The 26,814-nt window shown below is 62.4% G+C and carries 26 protein-coding genes; 9 read left to right on the forward strand and 17 right to left on the reverse strand.

What is annotated here, in order from left to right:
* A partial coding sequence (locus tag FCK22_RS06560) for a carboxymuconolactone decarboxylase family protein (protein WP_136720349.1) occupies positions 1-410 on the reverse strand: 410 nt, incomplete at its 3' end.
* Between the two features lie 99 nt (positions 411-509).
* Between FCK22_RS06560 and FCK22_RS06565 the strand changes: the two genes are divergently transcribed.
* Positions 510-1,082 carry a TetR/AcrR family transcriptional regulator gene (locus FCK22_RS06565; protein WP_067268343.1) on the forward strand — a complete coding sequence of 191 codons (573 nt, stop codon included), beginning with the start codon at positions 510-512 and terminating at the stop codon, positions 1,080-1,082.
* Between the two features lie 12 nt (positions 1,083-1,094).
* Here FCK22_RS06565 and FCK22_RS06570 read toward each other — a convergent pair whose 3' ends face one another.
* Positions 1,095-1,709: a hypothetical protein gene (locus FCK22_RS06570; RefSeq protein WP_067268345.1), complete on the reverse strand. Its 615-nt coding sequence runs from the start codon at positions 1,707-1,709 to the stop codon at positions 1,095-1,097.
* A 122-nt stretch (positions 1,710-1,831) separates the two neighbouring features.
* Here FCK22_RS06570 and FCK22_RS06575 point away from each other — a divergent pair, with 122 nt between their 5' ends.
* Genes FCK22_RS06575 through arsH form a run of 3 tightly spaced genes read left to right on the forward strand, consistent with a single transcriptional unit; the run spans position 1,832 to position 3,997 of the window.
* Positions 1,832-2,161 carry a helix-turn-helix transcriptional regulator gene (locus FCK22_RS06575; protein ID WP_067268347.1) on the forward strand — a complete coding sequence of 110 codons (330 nt, stop codon included), beginning with the start codon at positions 1,832-1,834 and terminating at the stop codon, positions 2,159-2,161.
* A 27-nt stretch (positions 2,162-2,188) separates the two neighbouring features.
* A complete protein-coding gene (arsB, locus tag FCK22_RS06580) occupies positions 2,189-3,247 on the forward strand; it encodes an ACR3 family arsenite efflux transporter (RefSeq protein ID WP_067268349.1) in 1,059 nt (352 codons plus the stop codon).
* Positions 3,248-3,286: 39 nt separating this feature from the next.
* The gene (gene arsH / locus FCK22_RS06585) at positions 3,287-3,997 is read left to right on the forward strand and encodes an arsenical resistance protein ArsH (protein ID WP_067268351.1); all 711 of its coding nucleotides are present in this window, start codon (positions 3,287-3,289) and stop codon (positions 3,995-3,997) included.
* 62 nt (positions 3,998-4,059) lie between these two features.
* Here the strand turns inward: arsH and FCK22_RS06590 are convergent, their stop codons facing one another.
* The 10 genes from FCK22_RS06590 to FCK22_RS06635 form a co-directional block, all read right to left on the reverse strand.
* The gene (locus FCK22_RS06590; RefSeq protein ID WP_067268353.1) at positions 4,060-5,499 is read right to left on the reverse strand and encodes an aldehyde dehydrogenase family protein; all 1,440 of its coding nucleotides are present in this window, start codon (positions 5,497-5,499) and stop codon (positions 4,060-4,062) included.
* 176 nt (positions 5,500-5,675) lie between these two features.
* Positions 5,676-6,812, reverse strand: a complete 1,137-nt coding sequence (locus tag FCK22_RS06595; RefSeq protein WP_082852173.1) for an ATP-binding protein — start codon at positions 6,810-6,812, stop codon at positions 5,676-5,678.
* Positions 6,812-7,822, reverse strand: coding sequence for a SpoIIE family protein phosphatase (locus FCK22_RS06600; RefSeq protein WP_067268355.1), 1,011 nt, complete (start codon positions 7,820-7,822; stop codon positions 6,812-6,814). The genes FCK22_RS06595 and FCK22_RS06600 overlap by 1 nt, the downstream gene beginning before the upstream one ends.
* The gene (locus FCK22_RS06605; RefSeq protein ID WP_082852174.1) at positions 7,819-8,259 is read right to left on the reverse strand and encodes an ATP-binding protein; all 441 of its coding nucleotides are present in this window, start codon (positions 8,257-8,259) and stop codon (positions 7,819-7,821) included. The genes FCK22_RS06600 and FCK22_RS06605 overlap by 4 nt, the downstream gene beginning before the upstream one ends.
* Complete coding sequence (locus FCK22_RS06610; RefSeq protein ID WP_067268357.1) at positions 8,231-8,584, reverse strand: STAS domain-containing protein; 354 nt, start codon at positions 8,582-8,584, stop codon at positions 8,231-8,233. The genes FCK22_RS06605 and FCK22_RS06610 overlap by 29 nt, the downstream gene beginning before the upstream one ends.
* Before the next feature lies 1 nt (position 8,585).
* On the reverse strand, positions 8,586-9,461 hold the full coding sequence (locus FCK22_RS06615) for an STAS domain-containing protein (RefSeq protein WP_067268359.1): 876 nt from the start codon (positions 9,459-9,461) through the stop codon (positions 8,586-8,588).
* 238 nt (positions 9,462-9,699) lie between these two features.
* Positions 9,700-10,746 carry an ATP-binding cassette domain-containing protein gene (locus FCK22_RS06620; protein ID WP_136720299.1) on the reverse strand — a complete coding sequence of 349 codons (1,047 nt, stop codon included), beginning with the start codon at positions 10,744-10,746 and terminating at the stop codon, positions 9,700-9,702.
* An 8-nt stretch (positions 10,747-10,754) separates the two neighbouring features.
* Complete coding sequence (locus FCK22_RS06625; protein WP_067268363.1) at positions 10,755-11,780, reverse strand: ABC transporter permease subunit; 1,026 nt, start codon at positions 11,778-11,780, stop codon at positions 10,755-10,757.
* Positions 11,781-12,035: 255 nt separating this feature from the next.
* Positions 12,036-13,004, reverse strand: a complete 969-nt coding sequence (locus tag FCK22_RS06630; RefSeq protein ID WP_067268365.1) for an ABC transporter substrate-binding protein — start codon at positions 13,002-13,004, stop codon at positions 12,036-12,038.
* 298 nt (positions 13,005-13,302) lie between these two features.
* On the reverse strand, positions 13,303-13,575 hold the full coding sequence (locus FCK22_RS06635; protein WP_169306066.1) for a DUF1127 domain-containing protein: 273 nt from the start codon (positions 13,573-13,575) through the stop codon (positions 13,303-13,305).
* Positions 13,576-14,932: 1,357 nt separating this feature from the next.
* Here FCK22_RS06635 and FCK22_RS06640 point away from each other — a divergent pair.
* A complete protein-coding gene (locus FCK22_RS06640; protein ID WP_067267436.1) occupies positions 14,933-17,866 on the forward strand; it encodes a Hint domain-containing protein in 2,934 nt (977 codons plus the stop codon).
* A gap of 70 nt (positions 17,867-17,936) precedes the next feature.
* Here the strand turns inward: FCK22_RS06640 and FCK22_RS06645 are convergent, their stop codons facing one another.
* Positions 17,937-18,539 carry a nucleotidyltransferase family protein gene (locus FCK22_RS06645; RefSeq protein WP_136720300.1) on the reverse strand — a complete coding sequence of 201 codons (603 nt, stop codon included), beginning with the start codon at positions 18,537-18,539 and terminating at the stop codon, positions 17,937-17,939.
* A 142-nt stretch (positions 18,540-18,681) separates the two neighbouring features.
* Between FCK22_RS06645 and FCK22_RS06650 the strand changes: the two genes are divergently transcribed.
* Entirely contained in the window at positions 18,682-19,992 is a 1,311-nt protein-coding gene (locus FCK22_RS06650; protein ID WP_067266980.1) for a DUF2254 domain-containing protein, read from the forward strand.
* 6 nt (positions 19,993-19,998) lie between these two features.
* Here FCK22_RS06650 and FCK22_RS06655 read toward each other — a convergent pair whose 3' ends face one another.
* Positions 19,999-21,306 carry an HlyC/CorC family transporter gene (locus tag FCK22_RS06655; protein WP_067266982.1) on the reverse strand — a complete coding sequence of 436 codons (1,308 nt, stop codon included), beginning with the start codon at positions 21,304-21,306 and terminating at the stop codon, positions 19,999-20,001.
* Between the two features lie 88 nt (positions 21,307-21,394).
* Between FCK22_RS06655 and FCK22_RS06660 the strand changes: the two genes are divergently transcribed.
* Entirely contained in the window at positions 21,395-22,225 is an 831-nt protein-coding gene (locus tag FCK22_RS06660; RefSeq protein ID WP_067266984.1) for a metallophosphoesterase family protein, read from the forward strand.
* On the opposite strand, the gene FCK22_RS06665 is transcribed toward FCK22_RS06660, so the two are convergent.
* The 3 genes from FCK22_RS06665 to FCK22_RS18865 form a co-directional block, all read right to left on the reverse strand.
* Positions 22,162-23,145: a site-specific tyrosine recombinase XerD gene (locus FCK22_RS06665; RefSeq protein ID WP_136720301.1), complete on the reverse strand. Its 984-nt coding sequence runs from the start codon at positions 23,143-23,145 to the stop codon at positions 22,162-22,164. The two genes, FCK22_RS06660 and FCK22_RS06665, sit on opposite strands and share 64 nt — an antisense overlap.
* The gene (locus FCK22_RS06670; RefSeq protein WP_248646446.1) at positions 23,142-24,248 is read right to left on the reverse strand and encodes a hypothetical protein; all 1,107 of its coding nucleotides are present in this window, start codon (positions 24,246-24,248) and stop codon (positions 23,142-23,144) included. Before FCK22_RS06670 ends, FCK22_RS06665 begins: the two co-directional genes overlap by 4 nt.
* A gap of 543 nt (positions 24,249-24,791) precedes the next feature.
* Positions 24,792-24,941, reverse strand: a complete 150-nt coding sequence (locus FCK22_RS18865) for a hypothetical protein (protein ID WP_007120408.1) — start codon at positions 24,939-24,941, stop codon at positions 24,792-24,794.
* A gap of 80 nt (positions 24,942-25,021) precedes the next feature.
* Here FCK22_RS18865 and FCK22_RS06675 point away from each other — a divergent pair, with 80 nt between their 5' ends.
* Both FCK22_RS06675 and aroB read left to right on the forward strand, forming a co-directional pair.
* Entirely contained in the window at positions 25,022-25,618 is a 597-nt protein-coding gene (locus FCK22_RS06675) for a shikimate kinase (protein ID WP_067266987.1), read from the forward strand.
* Entirely contained in the window at positions 25,611-26,717 is a 1,107-nt protein-coding gene (gene aroB, locus FCK22_RS06680; protein WP_136720302.1) for a 3-dehydroquinate synthase, read from the forward strand. Before FCK22_RS06675 ends, aroB begins: the two co-directional genes overlap by 8 nt.
* Positions 26,718-26,814: the final 97 nt, after the last annotated feature.

The following is a 26,814-nucleotide window of genomic DNA, read 5'->3' on the forward strand; positions in this document are numbered from 1 at the left end:
AAAAACGCCTGCATCTGCGTGTCGGAAACGAAGCCGCGGTTGCGCACCATCTGCACGGTGAAGGTCCGCAGCGCTTCGAGTTTGGGCGTCGGCAGGGCCGTTTCATTGCGCAGCGCGTCACTGATCTCGTCCGAGACCTTCATCATCTTGGCGATGCCGGTGTGGGCGGGCACGCAGTAATGGCACTCGTTCTCGACGTTGATCGACTGCCAAACAACGGTCAGCTCTTCGGCGTCGAACTCGGTCTCGGTGAAGAGCTTGTGCAGCACCTGATAGCCTTCATAGGCCTGCGGGCTTTCGGCCAGCACCTTGTGCAGACCCGGCAGGCGGCCAAAGGCCTTTTGCGATTCTTCCAGCAGCGGCTTGGAGGCTTCGGGCGCGGTGTTTTGGTCGTGGGACGGGAATGTCATGGTTTCTACCTTTGTAAATCGTCGATATCCGTCATTTAGGCTTTCTTGAGCGATCACTCAAGTATATATTTGAGTGATCGTTCAACATATGGTGATCAAATGCCCCGCAAACCGAACCACGACCGAGCCGAGTTGATCGACCGCGCCCGCGATCTGTTCTGGCGTCAGGGCTGGGCGGGCACGTCGCTGAAAGACCTCGAAGCGGTGCTGAAGATGAAGCCCGGCAGTTTCTACGCGGCCTTCGGGTCAAAAGAGGCGCTGTTTGAAATCGCTTTGGACAAATATGCCGAGGATGGGGCCGGGCGCTTGGCCGAATTGGTCGCGGAACATGGTCCGATGGCGGCGCTGAAACGCTATCCCGAATTGGCGATCTGCCGCGAGGAGGCTCCGGCCAAAGCCTGCATGCTGTCCAAAACCTTGCTGGAGCTACAGGCCCATGGCCACCCGCTGGCCAAACGGGCCAGCGCGCATCTTATGGGAATGGAAGAGCAATTCGCGGCGCTTTTCGCGCAGATGCAGCGAGACGGGGAAATCGGCGCCACGCATGATCCAAAGGCGCTAGCCCGGCGTTATCAGAGCGATCTTTTGGGCCTGCGCGTCTCGGCCGAGCGGGAGGGGATCGACGCCCATGCCATCGCCCGCGAAATCGCCGAAGGGCTGGAGCGGCTGTAGCGCCAGCGGGCGCTATTCGATCTGCTCTTCCAGCATCGTGGTGATCTTGCGCCGTTGAAAGACATTGCGGATCTGATGCGCCATGATCCGTTCCGGCACGAAATAGGGTTTGCCGTCTTTCCATTCCGCCCGGAACTCATGGCGCGCGGCGATCAGCCTTGTGGTATGCCCATCCGCGGCAGCGACCGTGAGGTCCATCTGCCGGACCTTGTCAAAAAGCCCCTCGGTCCCGATCCGCGTCTCGGCCCGGCGCAACAGGTCGAGGAAACTGCCGATGTCGATGAAATCGCCGCTTTTGATCGGCCCTTGATTGGTGCGGGTCAGGGGGTTTTCCACATCGTTCAGTGCTACCTCTTCGCGTTCGGTGACCTTGACGTGGTAGGTTTTGTCATCCGTCACCACCCGTGCCATGACCTCCAGCAGGTAAATCGGCTCGGCCCCCATATTGGTCACGAAACAATGGGCATTCTCATCCCGCGCGATGGAGCGGTTGATCAAGATCACCGGCTGTCGCTGCCGCCTGAAGTTGAGCCATAGGATATGCAGATAGGCCAGCCAGACCACTGCCGTAAAAAGGCTCACCGCCACTTGCAACGTGCCGGAGTTCTCTGCGATCCAATCGAGCATCCTATCTCTTCCTTACCAAGCCTGCGGGGGTCGCGAAATTAACGCGCAGGGCGGCGCTTCGTTGCACAGAGATTGGCGGGGCGGGGTTGACCGGGCGAGTTTATATCAATAGTTCTCGATATATGGATAATGACAACGCTCTCCAAGCCTTCGCCGCCTTAGGTCAGCCGACCCGGCTGGATGTCTTTCGCCTGCTAATCAAAGCGGGCGGTAAAGGCATGTCAGCGGGCGAGATCGGCACCGCGCTTGATGTGCGGCAAAATACGATGTCGGCCAACCTCTCGGTGCTGGCCCGCGCGGGGCTGATCCGCAGCAAGCGCGAAGGGCGCAGCATCCGATATTTCGCCGATATGAACGGGCTGCGCGCGCTGCTGGGCTTTCTCTTGGAAGACTGCTGCGGCGGCCAGCCTGAACTGTGCCAACCGCTGCTGGATGAGTTGACCTGCTGCTAACCCCATAGGAACAAACGAAAGACCGTCATGACCGATACCGCTGATCCCGCAACCGCTGGCCTTGGGGCTTTTGAACGCTGGCTCTCGCTCTGGGTGGCGCTGGCCATCGGGGCGGGGCTTTTGCTGGGCAATCTCTTTCCCGACCTCTTTGGCGCGCTGGCGGCGCTCGAAGTCGCCTCGGTCAACCTGCCGGTGGCGGTGCTGATCTGGGCCATGGTCTTTCCAATGATGGTCGGCGTCGATTTCGGCGCGTTGCGGCAGGTGGGGGACAAGCCCAAAGGGCTGGTGGTGACGCTGGTGGTCAACTGGCTGATCAAACCCTTCACCATGGCTGCGCTTGGGGTGCTGTTCTTCAATCATGTCTTTGCCGGGCTGATCCCACCCGATGATGCGCAGGCCTATCTGGCGGGGGTGATCCTCTTGGGGGCCGCGCCCTGTACCGCTATGGTCTTTGTTTGGTCCAACCTCACCCGCGGCGATGCCACCTATACGCTGGTGCAGGTAAGCGTGAACGATGTGATCATGGTCTTCGCCTTCGCGCCGATCGTGGCATTCCTCTTGGGCGTGACCGACATCACCGTGCCTTGGGACACGCTGCTGATCTCGGTCGGCCTCTACGTCATGCTGCCGCTACTGGCGGGCTACCTCACCCGCGGGCGGTTGGTGGCCAAGGGCGGTGAGGCGGCGGTCGACGCTTTCAAGGCTCGGGTGCAGCCCTTTGCCATCATGGGGCTTCTGCTGACGGTCGTGCTGCTCTTTGGCTTTCAGGGCGAGGTGATCCTCGACCGTCCGCTTGTGATCGCGCTGATTGCCGTGCCGCTGTTGCTGCAATCCTACGGCATCTTCTTCATCGCCTATGGCGCCGCGCGGGCCTGGGGCATTCCCTTCAACGTGGCCGCCCCCTGCGCCTTGATCGGCACGTCGAACTTCTTTGAACTGGCCGTCGCCGTGGCGATCAGCCTCTTCGGGCTGGGGTCGGGCGCGGCCTTGGCCACCGTCGTGGGTGTCTTGGTCGAAGTGCCGGTCATGCTCTCTCTCGTGGGCTTTGCCAACCGCACGCAGCATTGGTTCCCCGCCGCCAAATGAACCACGCCCGATAACCCTTTGACGCTTAAGGAAATTCCCGTGACCGATACGCCGAACATCGAAGAAGATCACTTTAACCCCATCGACGAGAGCCGCCTCCTGTCGCCTCAGCGTGCCACCCACCGCCCACGCATCCTGCTGCTCTACGGCTCGCTTCGCCCGCGGTCCTTCAGCCGCCTGATGACCGAAGAGGCCGCCCGCATCCTCACCCGCCTCGGGGCCGAGACGCGGACTTTCAACCCCACGGGCCTGCCGCTGCCCGACGATGCCGCGCCTGAGCATCCCAAGGTGCAGGAACTGCGCGATCTGGTGTCATGGTCCGAAGGCATGGTCTGGTGTTCGCCCGAACGCCACGGCGCGATGACGGGGATCATGAAAACCCAGATCGACTGGATCCCCCTGTCGCTCGGCGGAGTGCGTCCGACCCAAGGCAAGACCTTGGCCGTGATGCAGGTCAGCGGCGGGTCGCAAAGTTTCAACGCGGTGAACCAACTCCGCATTTTGGGCCGCTGGATGCGGCTGCTGACCATCCCCAACCAATCCTCGACCCCCAAGGCTTTCTTGGAGTTTGACGAGGATGACCGGATGAAACCCTCACCCTTCTATGACCGCGTGGTCGATGTGATGGAGGAGTTGGTGAAATTCACCCTGCTGACCCGCGACAATAAGGATTATCTGCTCGACCGTTATAGCGAGCGGAAGGAAAGCGCCGAGGAACTGTCGAAGCGGGTCAATCAAAAGGCGATCTGACCGCCAAAACGCAAACAGCAGGGCCAATCTTGGCCCTGCCGCATTGCGAGACTGAAGAGCGATCAGTCGTTGGACCAGCCGGACACCGCTTTGACTTCGCAGAAATCCTCGATCCCCCAAACGCCGCCTTCGCGCCCGTTGCCCGAACGTTTCATGCCGCCGAAGGGCGCACCTGCGCCACGGCTTTCGCCGTTCATCTCAACCATGCCGGAACGCAGCTTTGTCGCCAGACGGTTGCGGCGGGTGCCATCGCTGGATTGAACATAGTTGGTCAGGCCATAGACCGTGTCATTGGCCATCTCGACGGCCTGTTCTTCGCTCTCGAACTTCATGATCGACAGCACGGGGCCAAAGATCTCTTCGCGGGCGATGGTCATATCGGGCGTCACATCGGCGAAAACGGTGGGTTTGACATAAAAACCCCGGTTCAGATGCTCGGGCCGACCGGTGCCACCGGCCACCAGCCGCGCGCCTTCGTCAATGCCTTTCTGGATCAGGTCTTGGATCTTGCCCCATTGCGCTTCGTTCACGACCGGGCCGATGTGGCGGCCCTCTTCGCTGGCGGGGCCGACTTCGACCTTATTGGCCACTTCGGCTGCCGTCTCGACCGCTTGGTCATAGACGCTGGCCTCGACCATCATCCGGCTGGGGGCGTTACAGCTTTGGCCGGTGTTGTTCATCATATGCAGCACGCCGCGTTTGACGGCCTTGTCATCGGCATCGGCGAAGACAAGGTTCGCGCCCTTGCCGCCAAGCTCCAGATGGACCTTCTTCAGCGTATCCGCCGCGTTCTTGGAAATCGCGATGCCGGCGCGGGTAGAGCCGGTGAAACTCACCATATCCACATCCTCATGGCCGGTCAGGGCGGTGCCCACGGTCGCGCCGTCGCCGTTCACAAGGTTGAAGACACCGGCGGGGAAGCCTGCCTCATCCATCATCTCGGCAAAGATCACCGCGCTCAGCGGGCTTTCCTCAGACGGTTTCAGCACCATGGTGCAGCCCGCGGCAACAGCCGCGCCGACTTTCAGCATCACTTGGTTCATCGGCCAGTTCCACGGCGTGATCATCGCCACAACGCCAACCGCCTCGTGAATGATCCGGTCGTTCGGCGCGTGATCCCCCAAGGGCTTTACGAATTTGAAATCTTTCGCCGCTTTGATGAAGTTCTTCAGGTGGCTGTAACCTGCCCCCCATTGGGAGCTGCGCGCCATCTCGATGGGCGCGCCCATCTCGGTGCTGATCGCTTGGGCCATATCCTCGGTCCGGGATTTATAGACCTCGGCCAGTTTCTCCATCAGCGCGATGCGCTCTTCGGGGGCGGTGGCCATCCACGCGGGCAGGGCGGCCTTGGCCGCGGCCACGGCGGCGTCCACGTCCTTTGGCCCGCCGAGCGAGATCACGGTGCAGGGTTCTTCGGTCGACGGGTTGATGACCTTATGTTCACTGCCCTCAAGCGGGGCGACCCATTTGCCGTCGATATAGAAATCACGTTTTTCGATCATGCTCTGTCTCCGTTATTGGCCAGGCGGGCGATGTTTTTGCCGCCTAGAAGTGTCCGGGAATCGCCGGCTCCCGATATGCCTAGGACAATTTTACGGGGCGGAAAAGTTCAGAGGTGGCTTTTGATCAAAAAGACGGGCGCGGCGGCCCGAAACCCGTGGGCGGGCAGGGCGCGCGCTCAGCCCTGCGCCGGGAAGCTGATTTCGACACAAAGCCCGTCTTGGCCTTCGACCTTCAACGTCGCTTCGTGCTGGAAGGTCAGCGTGCGGATCATGCGCCAGCCCAGCGAATCCGACCTCTCGGGCCGTTTGGCGTCCTCGGGCAGGCCGACGCCATCGTCATAGACCTTAAGCGTAAGCCCTTCGTCATCCTCTTGCGTGACTTCGATGGTGATCACCCCTTTGTCGCGCCCCTTGAAGGCGTGTTTATAGGCGTTGGTGATCAACTCCCCCACGATCAGCCCGATGTCGACCGCCAGTTTGTTGTCCATCTTGAGGCTGGGGCAAATTAGCTTGATCGCGATGCTCTGGCGATCCCCGGTAAAGGCGCGTTCGGCGTTTTTCGCGACTTCATCCAGCATATCCGCCAGATCAAGGTCGGTGCTGTCGGTCGAGCGTTGCATCAGCTCATGCGCCTTGGAGAGCGAACCCACGCGGGTCTCCAACTCGCGCAACACTTGGCGGGTCTCATCCTCTTTGGCTTGGGTCTTGCTCATCCGGATCAGCGCCACGATCAGGGCAAGGTTGTTGCCCGTCCGGTGGTGGAGTTCCTGCATCAAGAGATCGCGGTCGGCTATGCCTTCGCTGAGTTCGCGGTTCTGTTCGGTCAATGCCGCGGTCGGGTCTTTGGCGTTATAGGCCTCCAAAGCCGCCATGGCGTCGGCCTTGATCTGTTCGACGGCGGATTGGGGTTCGGGCAGCAGGAATTCCGCATGAATCCGCGTGCCTTCTTGCCCGGTGTCCACATCGAAACGCGCCGCGATCCGCTGCACGCCCCGCAGGCCCAGCCCCATGCCCGTCTCCGACACGATGGCGCGGTTGGGGTCGAGCTTATCTTCTTCGATCCCACGGCCCTGATCAATCACCGTCAGCCCAAGGGCGGGCTTGCCGTTGACGTCGGTCAGCGAAAAGCGCGCGCGGCCCTTCTGCCCGTGCTCAATGGCATTGCGGCCCAGCTCCACGGCGGCGGTGACGGTGCGCGTCCGCTCGAATGAGGTAAAGCGCATGGCTTCGGTCAGGGTCAGGGCGATCTGGCGCAGGGCCGCGATATCGCCGCCTTTTTCAAGGTTCACCGAGGTGAGGTTGGTTGCTTTCATCAGTCCGCGTCCCGTGCAATGCGTATGACCACGATGGAGGCGTCGTCACGCCCGCGAAATGCCCGGTCGAGCAGGTAGCCAGCGATCAAAAGCGGAGACTTCCACAATAGACCCTGTGGAAGATAGCTGTCGCGCAAGGTTTTCAAGCCGTCGCTGTGCAGGATCATCAGATCCCCCGGCTGAAGGTCAAAGCTTTCTTCATAGCCCCGCGTGGCGCGGGCGCCGATCCGCCCGTCGCGCACCGGCAGGCGTTTGACCTCACCGTCGCGGACCCGCAGTGTGGCGATATTGCCCAAAGCGGCATAGCGCAGCACCATCTGCGGCTGCGCGATATGCACAAGCGCTGCCACCGCGCCGCGTTTGCCGATCAATTGCTCGGTCACCTCATGCATCACCGCGCCCGGCTCGCTGTTGAAACTGCGCGTGGCTTTGACGGCGTCAGTCACCTCAAGCGATGCGGCTGCGGCCTCGGGGCCGTGGCCCAGACCATCGCAGAGCAGGATATCGGTGGCTTTGGGCGTCTTGCGCAGCAGGTAATCGTCGCCGCATTCCGTTTCGTTCGGGTGACAGATCCGCAGGCCCACAGCCTCGACCCCATGGGTCGGGCAGGGGGTGCTGTTTTTGACAAAGGTGCAAACGATGGTGGTGCCCACCTCTGGCCCGCTAAAAATGTCGAAATCATTCGACAGGCGGCGGATCGCACCAAGTCCCAGCCCGGCAGAGCCGCCGCTGCTCATACCGTCTTGAAACATGTGATCCATATCGCTGATGCCGGGGCCGCGGTCGGTGAAGATCAGCACGATCCTATCGCCCTTGCCCTCCGGCGGGGCGGTGATCAGGGCGCGGCCTTTTTCGGCGTAGCGCAGGATGTTGGTCGTGGCCTCGGTGGCGACGATGGCCAATTCATCGGTCCGGTGTTTGGGCCAGCCGTGTTCCGCCGCCAGACGGCGGGCGGCGCGGCGCACCACGGCGATGGCGCTTTGGTCCTGCACTTCGACCCATTGTATCATAGGTTCACACTCATCAACACGCTGGTGCCCCCGCCAACGGCGGTGCGAATTTCAAACTTCTGGGCCAGCCGCTGCGCGCCGCCCAAGCCCCGGCCAAGCCCGCCGCCCGAGGTATAGCCGTCCGTGAGGGCCAGTGCCACGTCCTCGATCCCCGGTCCCTTGTCCCAACAGACCACGCTCAGCCGCTTGGCCCTTGGATCGACATAGATGGAAAATTCGCCGCCGCCAGCGTGAACGATCGCATTGCGGGCGATTTCACTGACGGCGGTGGCGAAGCGTGTGACATTCAGCGCCGAAGCGCCGTGTTCTTTCATGTAGCGCGCCACGGCTTGGCGGACCGTTACCGCGTCGCCGCTGGTCTTCAACTTGAACTGAGAGAGAAGAACCTGCGCCCCAAGGTCCTTTTCATCAAAGGCGACGTAGCTGGGTGAGGGCATGGGTCAGGCTCAAGGCGGTGCGAATTTCCGGCAGATACATGCCAAGCTCGACCAGCGTGACGGCGACCGTAGGGCGCATGCCGACGACATAGGTATCCGCGGCCAGCAGTCGCGAGATCCCGGCCAATTGCGCGATCACACGGCCGACGAAAGTGTCCACGATCTCAAGCGCCGAGATATCGAGGATCACCCCGTCGATGCGGTTTTCGGATATCTTGTTCGACAGCCGATCCTGAAGCTCCAAAATCTCCGTGTCCGTGATGTCATCCTGTATCGAAACGAGGAGCGCATGTTCGACCAGATTAATCGACGTGACACCGGCCACCTTATTGGCCCTCGGTCTTCTTGATCACATAGCCGACGGTCATCAGCGCATCCGACAGGGCGGTGCGGATGCTGGACCGGGTAGAGACGGTGCCCACGTCGATGCCAAGCTGTACCATGGTCTGGGCGATCATCGGGCTGATGCCGCTGATGATACATTCGGCCCCCATCAGGCGCACGGCGGCGGCGGCGCGCAGCAGGTGTTGCGCGACCTGCGTATCGACGGTGCCAACCCCGGTGATGTCCATGATGACCACTTCGGCCTGACGCTCCAGAATGGTTTGCAGCAGGTTCTCCATCACCTCTTGGGCGCGGGCGGAATCCAGTGTGCCGATCAGCGGCAGGGTCAAAACGCGGTCCCAAAGTTCGACGACCGGCGTTGAAAGCTCCAACATCTCTTGGCGCTGGCGGTCTATGATCTGCTCGCGCTCGAGAATGAAAATCTCATTCGTGTAGATGGCAAAGGCATCGACCAGACGGGTGACCAGCATCACGTCGCGGATCAGCATCCCATGGTCGCTGTCCAGCATGGTTTCAAGCCGTTTGAACAGCGGCGTCTTCAACGCCAGCACGAAGGTCGCCATCTCTGTCGGGGTCACGCCCCGGTTGACCCGCTCGCGGCTGACATCGGTCAGGACAGCGCGCAGATCGTCCCATTGGGTGTCGTCAAAGTCGAAATCCTCACCGGTGACGCCATCGCGCACACCTTTGGAGAAGGCTTTGAGCAATTCGCTATTCTGCTTCCGGCTTTCCGCATCAGAGAACAGGTCAGAACGTTTCACGCCCTCTTTGACCTGCGTGCCCAGCCACTCTTCGATGATGCCTTTGAAATCGGTGTCGAGAACAGTCAGAATATTGGCCGTAGCAGATTGCGGCATCTTAAACCCCAGTATTAATTTCACCCCCTCATAGGCCAATCGTGGGGGTGAGTGTCAATAGGACGCAAGGATTTTGATCGGCGGCAAAGCGCCGTTTTACATAATGAAACGCCGTGTAAGTCGCTGTTTTGTGATGGGTTTTGCGGCGAAAATGCGCGGATCGCTTGCAAATAGGGCAGCATCGGCGCTGTGACCGGATGCTGCCCTTCTTGTTGCCCACGGCGTGGGTGCCGCGACGTTATTCTGCCGCTTTGCCGGGATGGCGCGGCACCAGTGCCCGCACCAGATCGCGCATGTGCAGCACGCCGACCTGTTTGCCCGCCCGCATGACGCGGTAGTTGTTGGTGGTGTCCCCGCCGGAGACCGCGATGATGCTTTCCAGCGTGTCGTCGAAATCAACCTCACCGGCCACATCCGTGGGCGGCACATCGGTCTTTTCCATGACCGAACGCACGCGCAGCACGCGGGCACGGTTAATGTCGCTGACGAAGGCTTCGATATAGGGATCGTTGGGGTTCAGCAGGATATGCTGCGGCTCGCCCTGTTGGACGATGAACCCGTCTTTGAGGATCACCAGATGGTCCGCCAGTTTCAGCGCCTCGTCCAGATCGTGGGTGATGAAGATCACCGTTTTATGCAGTTCTTCCTGCAATTCGATCAGCAGGTCCTGCATGTCGGTGCGGATCAACGGGTCGAGCGCGGAGAAGGCTTCGTCCATCAGCATCACATCGGAGTTCGAGGTCAGCGCCCGGGCGATGCCCACACGTTGCTGCATCCCGCCCGAAAGCTGCGCGGGATACTGCTCTCCTTGGCCTTCCAGCCCGACGCGGTTCAGCCATTTGGTGGCCTCATCCGCGTATTTGCTGCGGCTTTTGCCTTCGATCTCCCAGCTTAGCCCGGTGTTTTCCAGCACCGTGCGGTGGGGCAGCAGGGCGAACTTCTGGAACACCATCGACATGTCGTGCTTGCGCAACTGGCGCAGGCGACGCTCGTTATAGTTGAGGATGTTCTCGCCGTTCACGATGACCTCGCCCGCCGTGGGGTCGATCAGCCGGTTGAGGTGGCGGATCAGCGTCGATTTGCCCGAGCCCGACAGGCCCATGATCACCGTGGTCTTGCCTGCGGGCATGTCCACGTTGATGTCATTGAGGCCCAGCACATGGCCGGTCTCGGCCTGAAGCTCGGCCTTGGACATGCCACCGCGGACTTTCTCCAGCGCCATTTTGGGGTCGTCGCCGAAGATCTTATAGAGGTTGCGGACGGAAATCTTGATGTCGTCTGTCATGTCTGGCCTCACTTCTGCGCCGCGTTGATCCGCGCAAGCGCGGCTTTGGTGACCCGGTCGAGGATGATCGCAAGAAGCACGATCCCCAGACCCGACAGGAGGCCCACGCCCAACTCAAGGCTGCGAATGCCGCGCAGCACCAGCACGCCAAGACCCGGCGCCGAGACCAGCGAGGCGATCACGACCATGGCAAGGCTCATCATGATGGTCTGGTTCACACCGGCCATGATGTTGGGCAGCGCCAGCGGGATCTGCACCTTGTAGAGCTTCTGGCGGTTGGTCATGCCAAAAGCATCGGCGGCCTCGATCACGTCCTTGTCGACAAGACGGATGCCAAGATCCGTCAGGCGCACCACCGGGACGATGGCATAAAGGATGATGGCGATGCCGTAGAGCTTGGGCTCGGTGACCGAAAAGAGGAAGATCAGCGGAATGAGGTAGACGAAGGGCGGCAGGGTCTGGAGCATGTCCAGCACCGGGATCATCGTGCGTTGCACCCTGTCACTGCGCGACATGGCGATGCCGATGGGCACGCCCAAAAGCACGCAGATGAAGGCGCAGACAAAGATGATCGCCAGCGTCTGCATGGTGTGCTCATAAAAGTCGATGAAGGCGAGGAAACCAAAGACCAACGCCACCAGACCCACCAGCTTGAGCGAACGGCCCACGGCATAGGTGATTGCCATCAAGAGCGGGATCATCACGAACCACGGCACCGACTGCATGAGCCACAGCGCATTCTCCAACGCCCAGCTCAGCGGTTGGGTGAGGGGGTCGACAACAACTTTGAGACTGTCCTTAATGGCAAGGAAGCCTTGCTCCAGCCCTTGGGTCAGGTCGCGCGATTGTGGGATGGCTTCGCAGCTGTCGTGCAGCGCATCCAGAGAGGGGAAGGGCATGTCCCAAAGCGTGGTATCGGTATCACCGCCCGCTTGGCCCATGAGGTCGGCCATGGAGCTGAGCCCGCCGCCTTGATCGTCGCCGCACCAGTCCCGCAGACCGAGCGAGTCAAAGAGATTGTCGTAGGTTGCCATCTGTCGCTTTCCCGGCCTGCATCAGACCGTTTGCTTTGGGGAAGGGGGCCGGTGCGCCGCGCAGGCCGCGCGGCGTCGGCTGCCCCATGCAGTGGCGGCAATCCAAACCTATGTCCTTACAAAGGAACTGCGCATCGGGCCAAAGGGGCCAAGGCGCAGTCGGTATGAAAAGACGTAAGTCTAGCCGCCGGTCATCGAAACGAACGGGCGGGAAACCCTGATGAGTTCCCCGCCCGTCGTTTTGGTCAGTCTGTCTTACTGCTCAAGCAGCTTGGACAGGTTGCCACGGGCGTCATCGCTCAGCCATTCGGCCCAGACGTCCTTGTTGTTTTGCAGGAAATACACCGCCGCTTCCTCGTTGGAGGCGTTGTTTTCACCCTGCCATGCCAGCAGCTTGCTCATCTCGTCGGTCTTGAAGGTCACATTGCCGATGAACTCCGCGATCTCGGGGTTCTCGTCGTGGAAATCCTTGGTCATGACGGTCAGCACCGGCGCGGTCGGGAAGGCCGAAGGCTTGGGGTCCGGCGTGTCGGCGTTCTGGTTGGCGTTATGCGCGGCTTCGTCATATTCGCCCAGATCGACGCTGGTCATGTCGTATTTGCCCAGCGGGGTGGTCGGCGCCCAGTAGTAGCCGAACCAAGGCTCTTGGCTCTCGTAGGCCGACGCCATCGAGGTCACCATCGTCTCACCCGAGCCGTGGTTGAAGACTTCGATGCCGTTGCCTTCGAGGTCATAGGCCCGCGCGAGGTTGTCGCTCACCACGCGGCAGCCCCAGCCATCGGGGCAGTTGTTGAACATGCCGCCGACCAGTTCGGGGTTTTCCAAGATGCCTTCGATGGTTTTCAGCTCGGGGTGCTCTTCTGCCAGATAGGTCGGGATCCACCAGCCTTCGACGCCACCGGGATCGAGCACGGAAGTCAGCTCAACAATCTTGCCGTCCGCTTTCAGCTTTTTGTAAGCGTCACCGGCGGAGTTCGGCCACAGTTCGGGCACGATGTCCGGCTCGTTGTTCTCGGACAGGGAAGTCACGGCGGGGGTGGTGTCCGAAGGCACCACGGTCACGTCGCAGGAATAGCCCTGCGTCAGCAGGAATTCGGTGACGGCGGTGACGATCTGCGCCGAAGCCCAGTTCATTTCCGCGATCGAGACTTCGCCGCAGTCCTGTGCGGCGGCGGCCATCGGGGTTGCAACGGCAAAGGCCGTGCCAAGCAAATAGCGTTTCATAGTGATATCTCCTCTATTGTATCCGCAGTGTCGCGCAGCCGCGCACCGCTGATTTTTGCCCCTTTCCATCAAGAAGGAGCCGGTCGCGCGATAGGCGCGGCAGCTTTCGATGGGCGGGTTTGCTGGAGATATGAAAACAAATCATGCACCCCTGTGCAACACGATTGCCGGGCGCAAGACGCAAGAACGGGCACCGCGCCGGGCCTGACGCGATGCCGCTATATGCGGCGTTCCCATGCAGAACGCCATATTTTTAAGGGTCGGCACGGCCCCTCACGCGGGGCACGGGCCAGAGCATTCAGCGGCGGGAAAAACTTTCCATGTCGCGGATGTGCTGGGGAATGTCTTTGCGGTTCAGGCCGATATCCTGAAGCAGACGGTCGTCCATCGCGTTCAAGGTCGACAGCGTGCGGTTACGCTCCCAACGGCGCGCGGTGTCGCGCAGCGCACGGCGCAGCATGGCGACAAGGGCCAGGCCCTCGGCATTGGCGACTTGACCGATGCTGCCGTTAAAGGCGGTTCCGGGCATCCCGGCGATCTGGTTGGTGTTTTTCAGCAGGCGGAAATGCATGGCATGCTCCATATCAAAAAGGTCGAAGTGGGAAGGATCCGCAAGAGACGACGGTCAGTGCCAGAAGGCCGGGCCGGGTCGGTTGTGTGGGTCTCATCCCGAGTGTGATCCGGAAAGTCAGTTGGAACCCCGATGGTCTAAACAGGCGGATCGGCCTGTCCGACCGGGGTTACCGGCGGTTCAGCAGCGTGCCCGGTTTGCGCGGGCGCCTCTTATGAACAGCATACATCAACATGCCGCGCATTTGGTCCACCCGAGCGGGCTTTGCAATAGGGCGAAATAGGGGTGCGACACCCTGCCGCATGTGCGGGGCGCAGAGCCCACTATGGCTGAGGTTTCCGCCCGCCCGGCGCGGTGTCGTTTGCAGCATCTGAAATGTCGTTTTGAGGGTCGGATTTGGCGCATTTTGGCGCGGTCGATCGAACGGAAAGGGGCGGTTGTTTGGGTGGCCTTCGCGGGTGGCTTTCGCATTTTCCCCGCGGTCAATCTCGGCGCGGGGTGAGGGGCGGAGCGCTCACCATGACTCGCCCGTAACGCGCGCGGCTTTCGCCGCCGCGGGCGCTCAATGCCGTGAGGAATCGATTCGGCGGGAATAAGGCGGGTCGCCCGTGGTTTCGTCACCAGTTCCGCAGGTTTGCGGGCGATTGGTTCCAGCCGGTGAACAAGCAATCGAAAAGAATGTCGAAAACAAGGCGGCGCAGATGCGGCTGATTTGCGGCGGCATTGTCGCGCAATGCGAAACAGTCTTGACCGAGGGATTGATGCAACCTCTCCGCGCAGGCGTTAATTTACCTTAATCCTATGGCGATTCGCGTTTCCGACGCGGAGTGCCCCGGAAACAATCGCGCCCAAAAGTCGCGCTAAACCACCTAAATTGCGGCAAAACTTCATTTGGTTCCGGCAATTTTCAAACATTTTTTGCTTTGTCCATTCGTATAGGAGGGCTATTCCTATAGGTGCCCAACTGGGGGGCATAGAAGTCTGTAGGTCACGGGGGCGGCCGCATTAAGCGCATCAGGGATGCGGGAAATGTGGATACGCCGCAAGTTTGCGACCGTAAGCACAACATACCGAAGCGCGCTGCGCCTCGGCTGTGGGCCATGTTCCGGCTCTTCCCCTTCGTTGCGCAGGATGCGTGCCGCTCGATCTGGATTTCTGCCAGCGGGGCGCGTGTGAACGGAGGGAGAGACGAGATGATACACAAGCGACAGGCCCTGCCACTGGCCTTCTGCGGGGCAAGAAATGCCCGGTTCGACCGCTCTGCCGTTCGGCGCTCCATTCCTCAGATTGAAACAGCATCCACTTCCAAGACGGCCGCGTTGCGCGCCGCGTGCAACACCGCTCAGGAGATTTCACAATGATTAGAACACTTGATTTCAATGCGTTCAGCGCAGGCACCATCATTGACGACGAATATGCGGATCTGGGCGTTACGGTTTCGGCCAGCGGCGGCTCCGGCGATGCGATGATCTTTGACAGCAGCAACCCCACGGGCGGCGACAGCGATCTGGCCTCCGACACGCTTGAGGGGCTGTTGATCGTCTCCGAAGACGGCGACCAGAGCGACCCGGACGACAACGCCGGCGGCGGCAGCCTGTTCTTTGACTTTGATGACATGGTGCTAATGAAGGGCGTGACCTTCAAAGACATCGAAGAGACCGGCGGGGAAGGCACCCGTGTCATCTTTTACGATGACAATGGCGATGTGATCCAAAACCACTATGTGCAGCCCACCGGCGATGGCGGTGAGCGTTTTGTGCAGTTCAACATCGATGGCGTGTCGCGTTTCGAAGTGCGTTTCGAAGGCTCAGGCGCGATCGACAATCTGGTTTTCGACGATGGCCAACCGCAGGGCGGCGGCAATGACGCGCCCGTGGCCGAAGACGATGTGCTTGAGATCGACGAAGACACCTCTGGCACCGTCGACGTACTGGGCAATGACAGCGACAGCGATGGCGACACGCTAACCGTCACTATGGCAACCTGCCCGGCGGGCCCGGTCGTCATCAATGACGATGGCACGCTGACCTTCACGCCCGACGCGGATTTCAACGGCGACACCACGATCACCTATACCGTGGATGACGGCAATGGCGGCACCGACACCGGCACCGTGAATGTCACTGTGAACCCGGTGAATGACGCCCCCGTCGCCAATGACGACACCGCCGACACCACCGGCACCGATCCGGTCGTAATCCCGGTTCTGGACAATGACACCGATGTGGACGGCGACACCCTGAGCGTGACAGATGCGTCGAGCGATGATGGCACCGTGACCATCAACGACGATGGCACCATCACCTTTGTCGCCAATGACGATTTCACCGGTGACGCGACGATCACCTATACCGTGGCAGACCCCGACGGGCTGACCGACGAAGGCTCGGTGACCGTCACCGTGGAGGACGGCGGCACACCGCCCCCGCCGCCGCCAACAGACCGCGATGGCTATGTCGATGGCACGGATGGCGACGACCTGATCGACACCGCCTATACCGGCGACCCCGATGGCGACATGATCGACAATGACGACGCGATCCTGCCCGATGCGGAAGGCGACGACGACTATGTTCGCGCGGGCGACGGTGACGACACCATTCTGGCGGGCGACGGCGATGATATCGTCGAGGCTGGCGCAGGCTCCGACGTGGTCGAGGGCGGTGAGGGTGATGACATGATCACCACCGGCAACGATGACCTCGCCCCCGATCTGGGCTACCCGGAAAGCGACAGCGACGATCTGGGCTTTGACCCCGACGCCGACCCCGAGAATGACCGCGACTCCGTCGATGGCGGGGCGGGCAATGACACGATCAGCACAGGCGATGACCGCGACACCATCACCGGCGGCACCGGCGATGACGTGATCAACGCAGGCATCGACGACGATATCGTCGACGGCGGTGACGGCGACGACCGGATCGTCGGCGGCGAGGGCAACGACAGCCTGCTCGGCGGCGCTGGCAACGACACGATCTATGCGGGCAACGACCCCGATCTGGGTCTCGACGTGCTCGACATCCCCGACGAAGAGGATGCCTCCAACCCCTTCACCCCCGACCGCAACCCGACCAACGGGATGGACACGGTCGACGGTGGCGCGGGCAATGACGTGATCTATGGCGCCGACGATGCGGATATGCTGCGCGGCGGCTCGGGCGATGACTATATCGACGGCCAGATCGACGATGACGTCATCTCGGGCAACACCGGCGACGACACGCTGCTGGGCGGTCAGGGCGACGACAGCCTCTCGGGCGGTCAGGGCAATGACGAGCTTGACGGCGGCACCGGCGACGACACCCTGCGCGGCAACCGGGACGACGACCTGCTGGTCGGCGGTGAAGGCAATGACCTTCTCGACGGCGGCGGTGAGAATGACACGCTGATGGGCGGCGACGGCGACGACGAACTGCAAGGCGGTCGGGGCGACGATCTGCTCGACGGTGGCGCAGGCGTCGACGTGATGACCGGTGGTGCCGATCAAGACAGCTTCGTCAACGTCAACGCAGGCGATGATGTCGACGGTGGCAGCGCGGGCGTGGATTACGACACGCTCGACCTGCGCGGCTCTGCCCCCGAGGGTGGCCGTCTGGAGATCACCTATACCTCCGATGACCGCGAAGACGGTTTCGTTGACTACTTCAACCAAGATGGCAGCGATGCCGGGCGTTTGAACTTCGTCGAGATCGAGAATGTGATCCCCTGTTTCACACCGGGGACCAAGATCGCCACACCGCGCGGTGAGGTGCCGGTCGAGGCGCTTCAGGTCGGTGACCGGGTCATCACCCGCGACAACGGCATCCAGACGATCCGCTGGGTCGGCGCGCGTGAGATGACCGGGGCCGAGTTCGAAATGGCCGCCCATCTCAAGCCGGTGCTGATCCGCAAAGGTGCGCTTGGCAACGATCTGCCTGAGCGTGACATGATGGTCAGCCCCAACCACCGCGTCTTGGTCGCCAACGAGAAGACCGCGCTTTATTTCGAAGAGCGTGAGGTGCTCGTCGCGGCGAAACATCTGACCGGGATGGAAGGCATCGACGTGGTCGAGGTTTCGGGCACCAGCTACATCCATGTGATGTTCGACCGTCACGAGGTGATCCTCTCCGACGGGACATGGACCGAGAGCTTCCAGCCCGGTGACATGTCGCTGGCCGGTATAGGTGAAGAGCAGCGTCAGGAAATCTTTGAACTGTTCCCCGAACTGGCGACAAAGGACGGGATCGAAGGCTACACCGCCGCGCGTCGTTCGCTGAAAAAGCACGAGGCCAGCCTGCTGGTGAAGTGATCCGGCAAGAGCCGAGCGTGACACAGTTTGAAAACGGGGCGGGCGACCGCCCCGTTTTTTCATCTGCGGGCTATTCCTGCTCTGCGCGCCACGCCGCCCAGTCCTCGGGCGTGTCGAGGTCGCGGCGCGCGCGCTGGCCGGGCAGGGGCACAAGCTGCATCCGGTCTGCGGCAGCGCGCACAACCGCGCGGCCCCCGTCATCGCCGCGCAGCTGTTTCAACTGATCGAAAAGCGCGGCGGCAAAGACGATGGGGTGCCCGGGCTTGCCGTCCTCCGTGGTCGCGCGCCAGATCAGGGTTTCGCCCGTCAGGTCCACCGCAGCCGCGAGGCGGGCAAGATCGCGGGCCTCAAGCGCGGGCATATCGGCCAGCAGCACCATGGCGGCGGGCGTGTCCAACGGCAGGGCGGCAAAGGCGCGGCGTAGGCTGGCGCCCATGCCCTCTGCGGCGTCGGGGATGGGGAGCGGCGTGATGTCCAACCCGCTAAGCGCCGTGTAGCGCGGGTGCGGCGCGGGCGGCAGGGCGACGGTGACGGGGCCAATGCCCCGCGCCAGCCGTGCCTGACGGCGCAGCAAGGGCTCACCGCCGATATCTTCCATCAATTTGTCACGCCCCCGCATCCGAGTTGAGGCACCGGCGGCGAGGAGGATCACGGGCAAAGGGGCTATCGTCATGCCGCCCAACCTACCGGGCGCGGGGGGCGAGGATAAGGGCTTTCTTGCCCCCGCGCCGCGGCGCGGCGTTCCACGTCGGGCAAGACTGCAAATTCCGCTAAACCGACGTTGGCAGGGCGCTTTTTCGTGCTACCCTTTCCCCATGAATATCAAGGACCTGATCCCGCACACGCTGTTTCGCAAAGCCCGCGAATATTCTCGCAAACTTTGGGTGCGGGTGGTCTTCATGGGGCTGCTGGCCTTTGTCGCCCTCGGGCTGACCCAGCTTTTTGAGCCCTTGGTGCCCAAGGAAGTCGCCACGAGGTTGACCGGCGAAGCGGCGGATCGTCTGTTGCAGATCATCGCGGATGCGATGCTGGCGGTCACCATTTTTTCGATCACGATCATGGTCACGGTCTACCGGGCCTCCTCGGCGCAATTCACGCCACGGGCGCATCGGCTGATCATTCAGGACCGCACCACCCAGAACACGCTGGCTGTCTTTATCGGCGCCTATGTCTATGCGCTGGTGGCGATCATCATGCGCGAGTTGGGCATCTATATCGACGAACGCTCTTTCGTGCTGTTCCTAACCACGGTCTTGGTGCTGGCGATCATCGTGATCTTCCTGATCCGCTGGGTGCTGCATCTGCAAAGCTTCGGCAGCCTGATCGACACCACCCGCCAGATCGAGACGGTGACCACCTCATTGTTCAAGGAACGGCTGAAGACGCCCTGCATGGGCGGCCATCCCCTGACCGGTCCGGTGCCCGATGACGCCCGCCCGATTTTTGCCCCCGAAAGCGGCTATATCCAACATATCTACCCCGAAGCGCTGGACCAGCAGGCGCGGGACCATGGGGTGGCGATCTATCTGCCGCGGCGCATCGGTGATTTCGTCTTTGTTGGGGAGCCTCTGGTGATGGTCACCCGGCGGGGCAGCCCGCAGGACGCGGAACATGATTGGGACAGTCTAGAGCAAAAGGTTTTGGAGACCGTGCAACTGGGCGATCTGCGCACCTTTGACCAAGACCCGCGTTTTGGCTTGCGGGTGCTGGGCGAGGTTGCCTCCAAGGCGCTGTCGCCGGGGATCAACGATGGCGGCACGGCGATTGACGTGATCACTCGTATCGGGCGCGTGCTGTCCTATTATTCGGATGAGGCCAAGCCGGGCGGCAAGGTCGCGCTGCCAAACCTGCATATCCCGCCGATCCCGGCGGATGCGCTGATCGAAGACGGGTTTGGTGCGCTGGCGCGGGATGGCGCCTCGGTCGTCGATGTGCAGATGGTCTTGCAGGAGGTGCTGACAGGGCTGATGCAGCACCCCGATCCCGGCCTATCGGCCGCTGCCCGTGACGCGGCAGAAGATCACCTGCGCCGGGCTTTTGAAGAGGTGCCCTTCGGCCCCGACCGGGCGCGCATCTGGTCCGCCGCCTGCAAGGATGTGCAGGCAGCGGTGGACACCCCGGCCTGAGCCGGATCAGAGGGGGCGGATCTTGAGCAGGGTGATCCGGTTGCCGTCCCGCTCGATCACCTCAAAGCGGAAGTTGTGGAAGGAGAAGACCTGCCCCACGGTGGGGATCATCTGCGCCTCATGGATCACCAGCCCGGCCACGGTATTGGCCTCGTCATCGGGCAGGGACCAATCGGTCGCGCGGTTGAGGTCACGGATCGTCATCGCGCCTTCGACCATCAGATGCCCGTCGTCCGACTGTTTCAGCGGGTGATCCGCATCGGGGTCAAACTCATCCGTGATCTCGCCCACGATCTCTTCGAGGATGTCTTCGAGCGTGATGAGCCCTTGGAGCGAGCCATACTCGTCCACCACCAGCGCAAAATGCGTGCGACGGCGCAGGAACTGGCGCATCTGCTCGTCGAGGGTCGAGGTTTCGGGCACGAAATAGGGTTTCATCACCACATCGGCCACGTTGAACCCGTTGAGCGCTGCGGCATCGCCGTTGGGGCCGCCGATCAGCTTGTACATGGCGCGCAACAGGTCCTTGGCATGGATCACGCCGATGATGTTTTCCGGGTCATCGCGAAAGACCGGCAGGCGGGTGTGGTTCGATTGCAGGCATTTCTCCATGATGTCGGTCGGGTCTGAATCCGCGTCGATCATCTCGATCCCCGAACGGTGCAGCATGACCTCTTCGACCGCGCGTTCGCGCAGGTCGAGCGCGCCCAGAATACGGTCGCGGTCTTCCTTTTCGACCACGCCTTCGGAATGGCCCAATTGCAGCGCCCCGGCGATTTCTTCGCGCACCGCCAGAATGTTGCTGTCGGGGTCGATCTGCACGCCGAACAGCCGCAGCACCCCGCGCACGAAATACCGCACCGCCGTCACCACGGGCGAGAAGATAAGCACCACGATGCTAATCGGGCGCGAGACCAGCGCCGCCGCCGTTTCGGCATTGGTGATGGCATAGGTCTTGGGCAGCACCTCGGCAAAGACGAGCACCAGAAGCGTCATGACCAGCGTTGCCAGCGCCACGCCGCTTTCACCGAAGAGCCGGGTGAAGAGTGCCGTCGCCATGGAGGCGGCAAGGATGTTGACCAAGTTGTTGCCCAAAAGGACCGAGCCGATCAGCCGCTCGTTATCCTCGGTGATCTTGAGGGCGCGGATCGCGCCGCTTGCGCCCTTGTCGGCCTGCGCGCGCAGCTTGCCGCGCGAGGCGGCGGTCAGGGCGGTCTCGGAGCCTGAGAAGAAGCCCGAGAGGACAAGGAGGAACAGGATAATTCCGGTGCTGATCCAGAAAGCGGTGTCAAAAAGGGCGGGGCCCGTTTCCATGAGGTCTAAATCCATCCATTATGTGTTGCGAATGTTATGGGCGCAGGGGCTGCGTCATTCAAGGGTTGCAACGGGGCAGGGTGGTGCGATGCAGGCGAAAATCAGCTGCGCGGAGCTTGGGGTTTTGGACGGGCCGTTGCTGCTTTTTGGCGGGCCCTATTCCAACCTTCAGGCGGTCGAGGCGCTGGCGGCTTTCGCCGCGGCGCGCGGCATCGACGGGGGGCAGATGATCTGCACCGGCGACATTGTTGCTTATTGCGGCGCGCCGCGCGAATGCGTGGCAGCAATCCGGGCGCTTGGCTGTGCCGTGGTGGCGGGCAATTGCGAAGTGCAACTGGCCAGCGGGGCCGAAGATTGCGGCTGCGGCTTCGCGCCGGGCAGCAGTTGCGACATGCTCTCGGGCGCGTGGTACGCCCATGCGGCAGGCCAGTTGGACGCGGATGCGAAAGACTGGATGGGTCGCCTGCCGGATGTGGCGGTGTTCCGCCATCAGGGCCAGCGCTATGGCGTGATCCACGGCGGGGTGCGCGATGTGGCGCGGTTCATCTGGTCCGAGACTGCGGCGGCGGTGTTTGACGAAGAGTGGCAGGCGCTGGAAGACATCGCAGGTCCCGTCGATTACATCATCGCGGGCCACTCCGGTCTGCCCTTCATCCGCGAGACAGCGCGCGGGCGTTGGATCAACGCAGGCGTGATCGGCATGCCGCCCCACGACGGCGGCCAGCAGACGCGGGTGGCGCTGCTTGACGGGGGCGAGGTGGGCTTTCACCGGCTGAGTTACGATGTGGCCGGGGCCGTAGCCGATATGGCCAAGGCAGGCTTGCCGCGCGCCTATGCAGAGGCGCTACAAAGCGGTTACTGGCCTTCGGAAGACGTGTTGCCGCCGGGATTGCGGGTGCCGTCCTTGGCGAGGGGGTGACGCTCCAGCACGAGGTCCGAGAGGCGCTCTTCCAAGACATGGGTGTAGATCTCGGTCGTGGCGACATCGGCGTGGCCCAGCATGGTCTGGATCGCCCGCAGGTCGGCGCCATTGGCCAGCAGATGCGTGGCAAAGGCATGGCGCAGGGTGTGGGGCGTGACTTTCTCGGGCGGCACGCCGCCGGTGACGGCGAATTCCTTGATCAGCAGATAGAACCGATGCCGCGTCAAATGCCCTGTCGCCCCGCGGGAGGGGAAGAGGTGCCGCGCGGGCGGTTTGCCCTTGGCTTGCGCCGCCTCATCCGCCTTGTCGCGCACCACCAGCCATGCCGCCAGCGCGTCGCGCGCGGGCTCTGACAGGGGCACCAGCCGCTCGCGGCCCCCTTTACCTGCGATCAGCAGCAGACGCGGATCGCCCCGCGCGGCGCTGACCGGCAGGCTGACCAATTCACTGACCCGCATGCCGGTGGCATAGAGCAGCTCCATCAGGCAGGTGTTGCGCAGTTGATCGGCCAGCGACCGGCCAGAGTTGCGCGCGGCATCGAGCAGCCGGTCGACCTCTTCCTCGGACAGGATCTTGGGCAGGCGTTTGTCCTGCCCCGGCCCGGCGATTTGCACCGCTGGGTTGTCTTCGCGCAGCCCTTCCTCAAAGGCGAAACGGTAAAGCTGTTTGATCGCCGAGAGCCGCCGTGCGCGGGTGGATTTCGCCAGCCCCTGCGCGTCGCAATAAACAAGGTAATCTTCGACCTCGCCGCGGCTGGCGGTCAGGAAATCATGGTTACGCTGCGCGAGAAAGGAATCGAAATCCTTCAGGTCGCGGCCATAGGCCAACTGCGTGTTGGTGGCAGCACCCTGTTCGGCGGCGGCGGCCTCCAGAAAGCTGGAGATCCAATGGAAGGTCGGGGTCTGGGACATCATCATTGCTGGAGCAATACAATCTGCAAGGCGGCACGTCGGGCGGTGTCTTCCAATCCGAGGGCGCGCAGGGTGGCTAGGGCGTCGCGAAGCGCCGATGTGTCACCACTCGCCCCGTCATGCAAGAGCGACAATAGGCGCAAAATTGCCATGCCCAATTCCTTGTCCCGCGCCAGCGCCATCAGATCGGCGCGGGGGCTGGGGTTGGCGAAAGCGTCATGCACCGCAGCGGCCAATGGCGCATCGGGCGCGGGGCCTTTGGGCGCGTCGCCCAGGGCCACGGCGCGCAGCAATTCGTCCTCGGGGGACTTGCCGATCACCCGCGCCGCGGCGGCCTCATACTCAGGCGACAGCAGCGCCACATCCCGCGCCAGACGCGCAGCATGGCCCGCCAGCGGAATGGTCGAAAGCGGTTCGGCAAAGAGCGCGGCAAAGGCCACTTCGAGAGAGGCTTCGCGCATCGCCTCCCAAGCGGGCGGCAGGGTCTTGGCCACCGCCTCGGCGCTGCCGGTGCGCAGGGCCGTTTCAAACCTTTGCAGCGCCGCGACCCGGTCCCAGACCCCGCCAGAGGCGGCGGGCTGACGATCAGTATAAAGCCCCAGCAGCAGGTTATCGGGCAGGGCGCCCGCGCGGGTCAGCCGCTCGGCGGCCTCAAGCTGGGCCTTCCATCCGGCGATGTCGCGCAGATCCGCCACCGCATAGGGGCGAGGCAGGATGTTAGAGGGCAAGGGCTCGCCAATGGTTTCAAACAGGCGGAAGGTCATTGGGTCCATCTGGCGCGGCACGCGCAGCGGTTCGGCCCCTTCGTAGAAATCCGGGTTCAGGAAACGGTCAAAGAGTTCGAGCTGCGCCTCGGGCAGCAGACCAAGCGCTTGGGCCGAGCCAAAGGTCAGGGCCGCGTTTTCCCAATTGCCGGCGCGGGCGTTGCAGAAAATCCGGGTGCCATAGTCGCGGGTCAGATGCGGCGATTTCACCAATCGCTCACAGACGCGATGCTCGGTCCCGGTGAGCAGGGAAAGTTGCATCCACAGGTCGAAATGCGCGGTCGAGGTGGTCACCCCAGCCTGTTCGATCAGCGATAGCGCCGGGTCGAGGGCGCCAAGCTCCATCAGCTTTTCGCCCGCGCCAGCGCCAAAAGATCGCCGTTGCGCGCCTCGCCTGCGGGGCCTGTGCCTCGGCCAGAAGCACGGTGTAGAGCAGCGCCTGCGCGGCGGGCAGATGCAGGTCCGGCAAATCGCGGATGCGGTCGATCAGAGCGGTCGTGTCACTGCCAAGCCAGATGTCCCCGCGCAGCCCGGTGACAGAGCCGGGCACCAGCCCGATGCGGCGCGGCGCGCCATCGCCCAAGGGCGTGACCTGCACGGGCGGCGGCAGCGCGCTGTCGGCCACGGGCGGTTCCGGCACCCGGCCCGGGTTGGGCGGGCGTTTGGGCCGGTTTTCGGGCGGCGATTGCGCGCCCAGCCAGTCGATCACCGAAAGCGGCTGATCATTGGCCGCGGGGGGCTGTTCTTGCTGCTGAGCCGCCTGTCGCGATTCGCGGCCCAGATTGCGGTCTTCTTCGGATTCGGCCAGCAGGGCTGTGGCGCTGACCGAGCAGATCAATGCAGCACAAAGGGCCCGTTTGCCTTTGGACAGGGCGTTTGCCACGCCGCTCAATCCGCTGTCAGCGTGACAGGCTGGCGCGTCTCAATCTGTTCGGGCGAAAAATCCACGCCAAAGAATGGCCCGACATAGGCATAGCCCACAAGACCGATGAAGCCGACAATCAATAGAAATATCAAAAGCTTAAAAAGTTTACCCATGATTTATGCCTGCCCGGAATTCTGCTATTTTGCCAAACTATATATGGCCTTTTCGGCAAGATCACGTCATTCAGAGAAAAATGAGCGGAATTAAGCACAGCATCACCGATGGCGAAGAAACGCCGCCCCGCTACCGTCTGAACAAGACGGTGGCGCTGGTTGGCATGATGGGCGCGGGCAAGACGGCGGTGGGGCGTGCGGTCTCGGCCAAACTGGGCGCGCCTTTTCTGGACAGCGATGCGGAGATCGAAGCGGCGGCCAATCTCAGCGTGCCTGAGATTTTCACCCGCGACGGGGAGCCGTTCTTTCGCAAGCGGGAGACCGAGGTGATCGCGCGGCTTTTGGCCGAGGAGCGCTGCATCCTGTCGACTGGCGGTGGTGCTTTTCTGGCCGAGGTGAACCGCGACAATATCGCGGCTTACGGTGTGGCGCTTTGGCTGGATGCGGATTTGGATCTGCTGTGGAACCGGGTGCGCTACAAGGACAGCCGTCCGCTGCTGCGCACAGCTGATCCCAAGGCCACGCTGGCCGCGCTTTATCGCGACCGGGTGCCGCTGTACCGGCTGGCGGACCTTTCAGTGCGCTGCGATCCGCGCCTGTCGATTGACGCCATGGCCAACCGGGTGATCGACAAGCTGCTGACAAGACCGGATGTTTTGGAGAGATTGGATGCGTGAGACGGTTTCCGTCGCCCTGCCGGGGCGGGAGTATGACGTGGTTATCGGGGCGAGCTTGCTGGGGGATGCGGGCGCGCTGATCGCGCCGCTGCTGCGCCGCAAGCGGGTGGCCGTCATCACCGAAAGCCGCGTCGCTGCATTGCATCTGCAATCCCTGCGGGAGGGGTTGGCGGCCGAGGGCATCGCGATGTCTGCACTGAAACTCGCCCCCGGAGAGGGGACCAAGGACTGGGCCAATCTTCAGCGCTGCGTGGACTGGCTGCTTGATGAGCAGGTGGAGCGCGGCGATATCGTCGTGGCCTTTGGCGGTGGGGTGATCGGTGATCTGGTGGGGTTCGCCGCCGCCGTGCTGCGGCGCGGGGTGCGTTTCGTGCAGATCCCCACCTCTCTTTTGGCGCAGGTCGACAGTTCGGTGGGCGGCAAGACCGGGATCAACGCGCGCCAAGGCAAGAACCTGATCGGGGCCTTCCACCAGCCCAGCCTCGTGCTGGCGGATACCGAGGTGTTGGGCACCATGCCCAAGCGGGATTTCCTTGCCGGTTATGGCGAGGTGGTGAAATACGGGCTGCTTGGTGATGCGGCGTTCTTTGATTGGCTGGAGGCGCAAGGCCCGGCCCTTGCGGCAGGCGATATGGCCGCCCGCATCGAAGCGGTGCGCCGGTCGGTTCAGATGAAAGCCGATATTGTGGAGCGGGACGAGACTGAGCAGGGCGACCGTGCGCTGTTGAACCTTGGCCATACTTTCGGCCATGCGCTCGAGGCGGCGACGGGCTATTCCGACCGGCTGCTGCACGGCGAGGGCGTGGCGATTGGCTGTGCGCTGGCCTTTGAGCTTTCCGCCCGGCTGGGGCTTTGCCCGCAAGAAGACCCGAGCCGTCTGCGCGCCCATTTGGTTCAGATGGGCATGAAGACCGACCTGCGCGACATTCCCGGCGATCTGCCCGAGGCCGAAGAACTGCTTCGGCTGATGGGACAGGACAAAAAGGTCGTCGATGGCCGTTTGCGCTTCGTTTTGGCACGCGGCATCGGGCAGGCCTTTGCGGGGGCCGAGGTGGAGAACGAGCGGGTGCTGGCGCTGTTGCGGGATGCGCTCGGCTGAAGCCCCACGGCTACGGCTTCGCGTAAAGGGCCATCGCCTGCAGTTAAAATTCGGGCTAGGTAATTTTCGGATCAGTTGGCCTGAGACGTGTCTCTGC

Source organism: Sulfitobacter sp. 15WGC (assembly GCF_005068605.1).
Lineage (GTDB): Bacteria > Pseudomonadota > Alphaproteobacteria > Rhodobacterales > Rhodobacteraceae > Sulfitobacter > Sulfitobacter faviae.

What these genes read in the sequence shown, in the direction of transcription:
- FCK22_RS06565 (WP_067268343.1), top strand. Translation starts at nt 510, where the DNA reads ATGCCCCGCAAACCGAACCACGACCGAGCCGAGTTGATCGACCGCGCC.
- FCK22_RS06570 (WP_067268345.1), bottom strand. Translation starts at nt 1,709, where the DNA reads ATGCTCGATTGGATCGCAGAGAACTCCGGCACGTTGCAAGTGGCGGTG.
- FCK22_RS06575 (WP_067268347.1), top strand. Translation starts at nt 1,832, where the DNA reads ATGGATAATGACAACGCTCTCCAAGCCTTCGCCGCCTTAGGTCAGCCG.
- arsB (WP_067268349.1), top strand. Translation starts at nt 2,189, where the DNA reads ATGACCGATACCGCTGATCCCGCAACCGCTGGCCTTGGGGCTTTTGAA.
- FCK22_RS06590 (WP_067268353.1), bottom strand. Translation starts at nt 5,499, where the DNA reads ATGATCGAAAAACGTGATTTCTATATCGACGGCAAATGGGTCGCCCCG.
- FCK22_RS06595 (WP_082852173.1), bottom strand. Translation starts at nt 6,812, where the DNA reads ATGAAAGCAACCAACCTCACCTCGGTGAACCTTGAAAAAGGCGGCGAT.
- FCK22_RS06600 (WP_067268355.1), bottom strand. Translation starts at nt 7,822, where the DNA reads ATGATACAATGGGTCGAAGTGCAGGACCAAAGCGCCATCGCCGTGGTG.
- FCK22_RS06605 (WP_082852174.1), bottom strand. Translation starts at nt 8,259, where the DNA reads ATGCCCTCACCCAGCTACGTCGCCTTTGATGAAAAGGACCTTGGGGCG.
- FCK22_RS06615 (WP_067268359.1), bottom strand. Translation starts at nt 9,461, where the DNA reads ATGCCGCAATCTGCTACGGCCAATATTCTGACTGTTCTCGACACCGAT.
- FCK22_RS06620 (WP_136720299.1), bottom strand. Translation starts at nt 10,746, where the DNA reads ATGACAGACGACATCAAGATTTCCGTCCGCAACCTCTATAAGATCTTC.
- FCK22_RS06625 (WP_067268363.1), bottom strand. Translation starts at nt 11,780, where the DNA reads ATGGCAACCTACGACAATCTCTTTGACTCGCTCGGTCTGCGGGACTGG.
- FCK22_RS06630 (WP_067268365.1), bottom strand. Translation starts at nt 13,004, where the DNA reads ATGAAACGCTATTTGCTTGGCACGGCCTTTGCCGTTGCAACCCCGATG.
- FCK22_RS06635 (WP_169306066.1), bottom strand. Translation starts at nt 13,575, where the DNA reads ATGCATTTCCGCCTGCTGAAAAACACCAACCAGATCGCCGGGATGCCC.
- FCK22_RS06640 (WP_067267436.1), top strand. Translation starts at nt 14,933, where the DNA reads ATGATTAGAACACTTGATTTCAATGCGTTCAGCGCAGGCACCATCATT.
- FCK22_RS06645 (WP_136720300.1), bottom strand. Translation starts at nt 18,539, where the DNA reads ATGACGATAGCCCCTTTGCCCGTGATCCTCCTCGCCGCCGGTGCCTCA.
- FCK22_RS06650 (WP_067266980.1), top strand. Translation starts at nt 18,682, where the DNA reads ATGAATATCAAGGACCTGATCCCGCACACGCTGTTTCGCAAAGCCCGC.
- FCK22_RS06655 (WP_067266982.1), bottom strand. Translation starts at nt 21,306, where the DNA reads ATGGAAACGGGCCCCGCCCTTTTTGACACCGCTTTCTGGATCAGCACC.
- FCK22_RS06660 (WP_067266984.1), top strand. Translation starts at nt 21,395, where the DNA reads ATGCAGGCGAAAATCAGCTGCGCGGAGCTTGGGGTTTTGGACGGGCCG.
- FCK22_RS06665 (WP_136720301.1), bottom strand. Translation starts at nt 23,145, where the DNA reads ATGATGATGTCCCAGACCCCGACCTTCCATTGGATCTCCAGCTTTCTG.
- FCK22_RS06670 (WP_248646446.1), bottom strand. Translation starts at nt 24,248, where the DNA reads ATGGAGCTTGGCGCCCTCGACCCGGCGCTATCGCTGATCGAACAGGCT.
- FCK22_RS18865 (WP_007120408.1), bottom strand. Translation starts at nt 24,941, where the DNA reads ATGGGTAAACTTTTTAAGCTTTTGATATTTCTATTGATTGTCGGCTTC.
- FCK22_RS06675 (WP_067266987.1), top strand. Translation starts at nt 25,022, where the DNA reads ATGAGCGGAATTAAGCACAGCATCACCGATGGCGAAGAAACGCCGCCC.
- aroB (WP_136720302.1), top strand. Translation starts at nt 25,611, where the DNA reads ATGCGTGAGACGGTTTCCGTCGCCCTGCCGGGGCGGGAGTATGACGTG.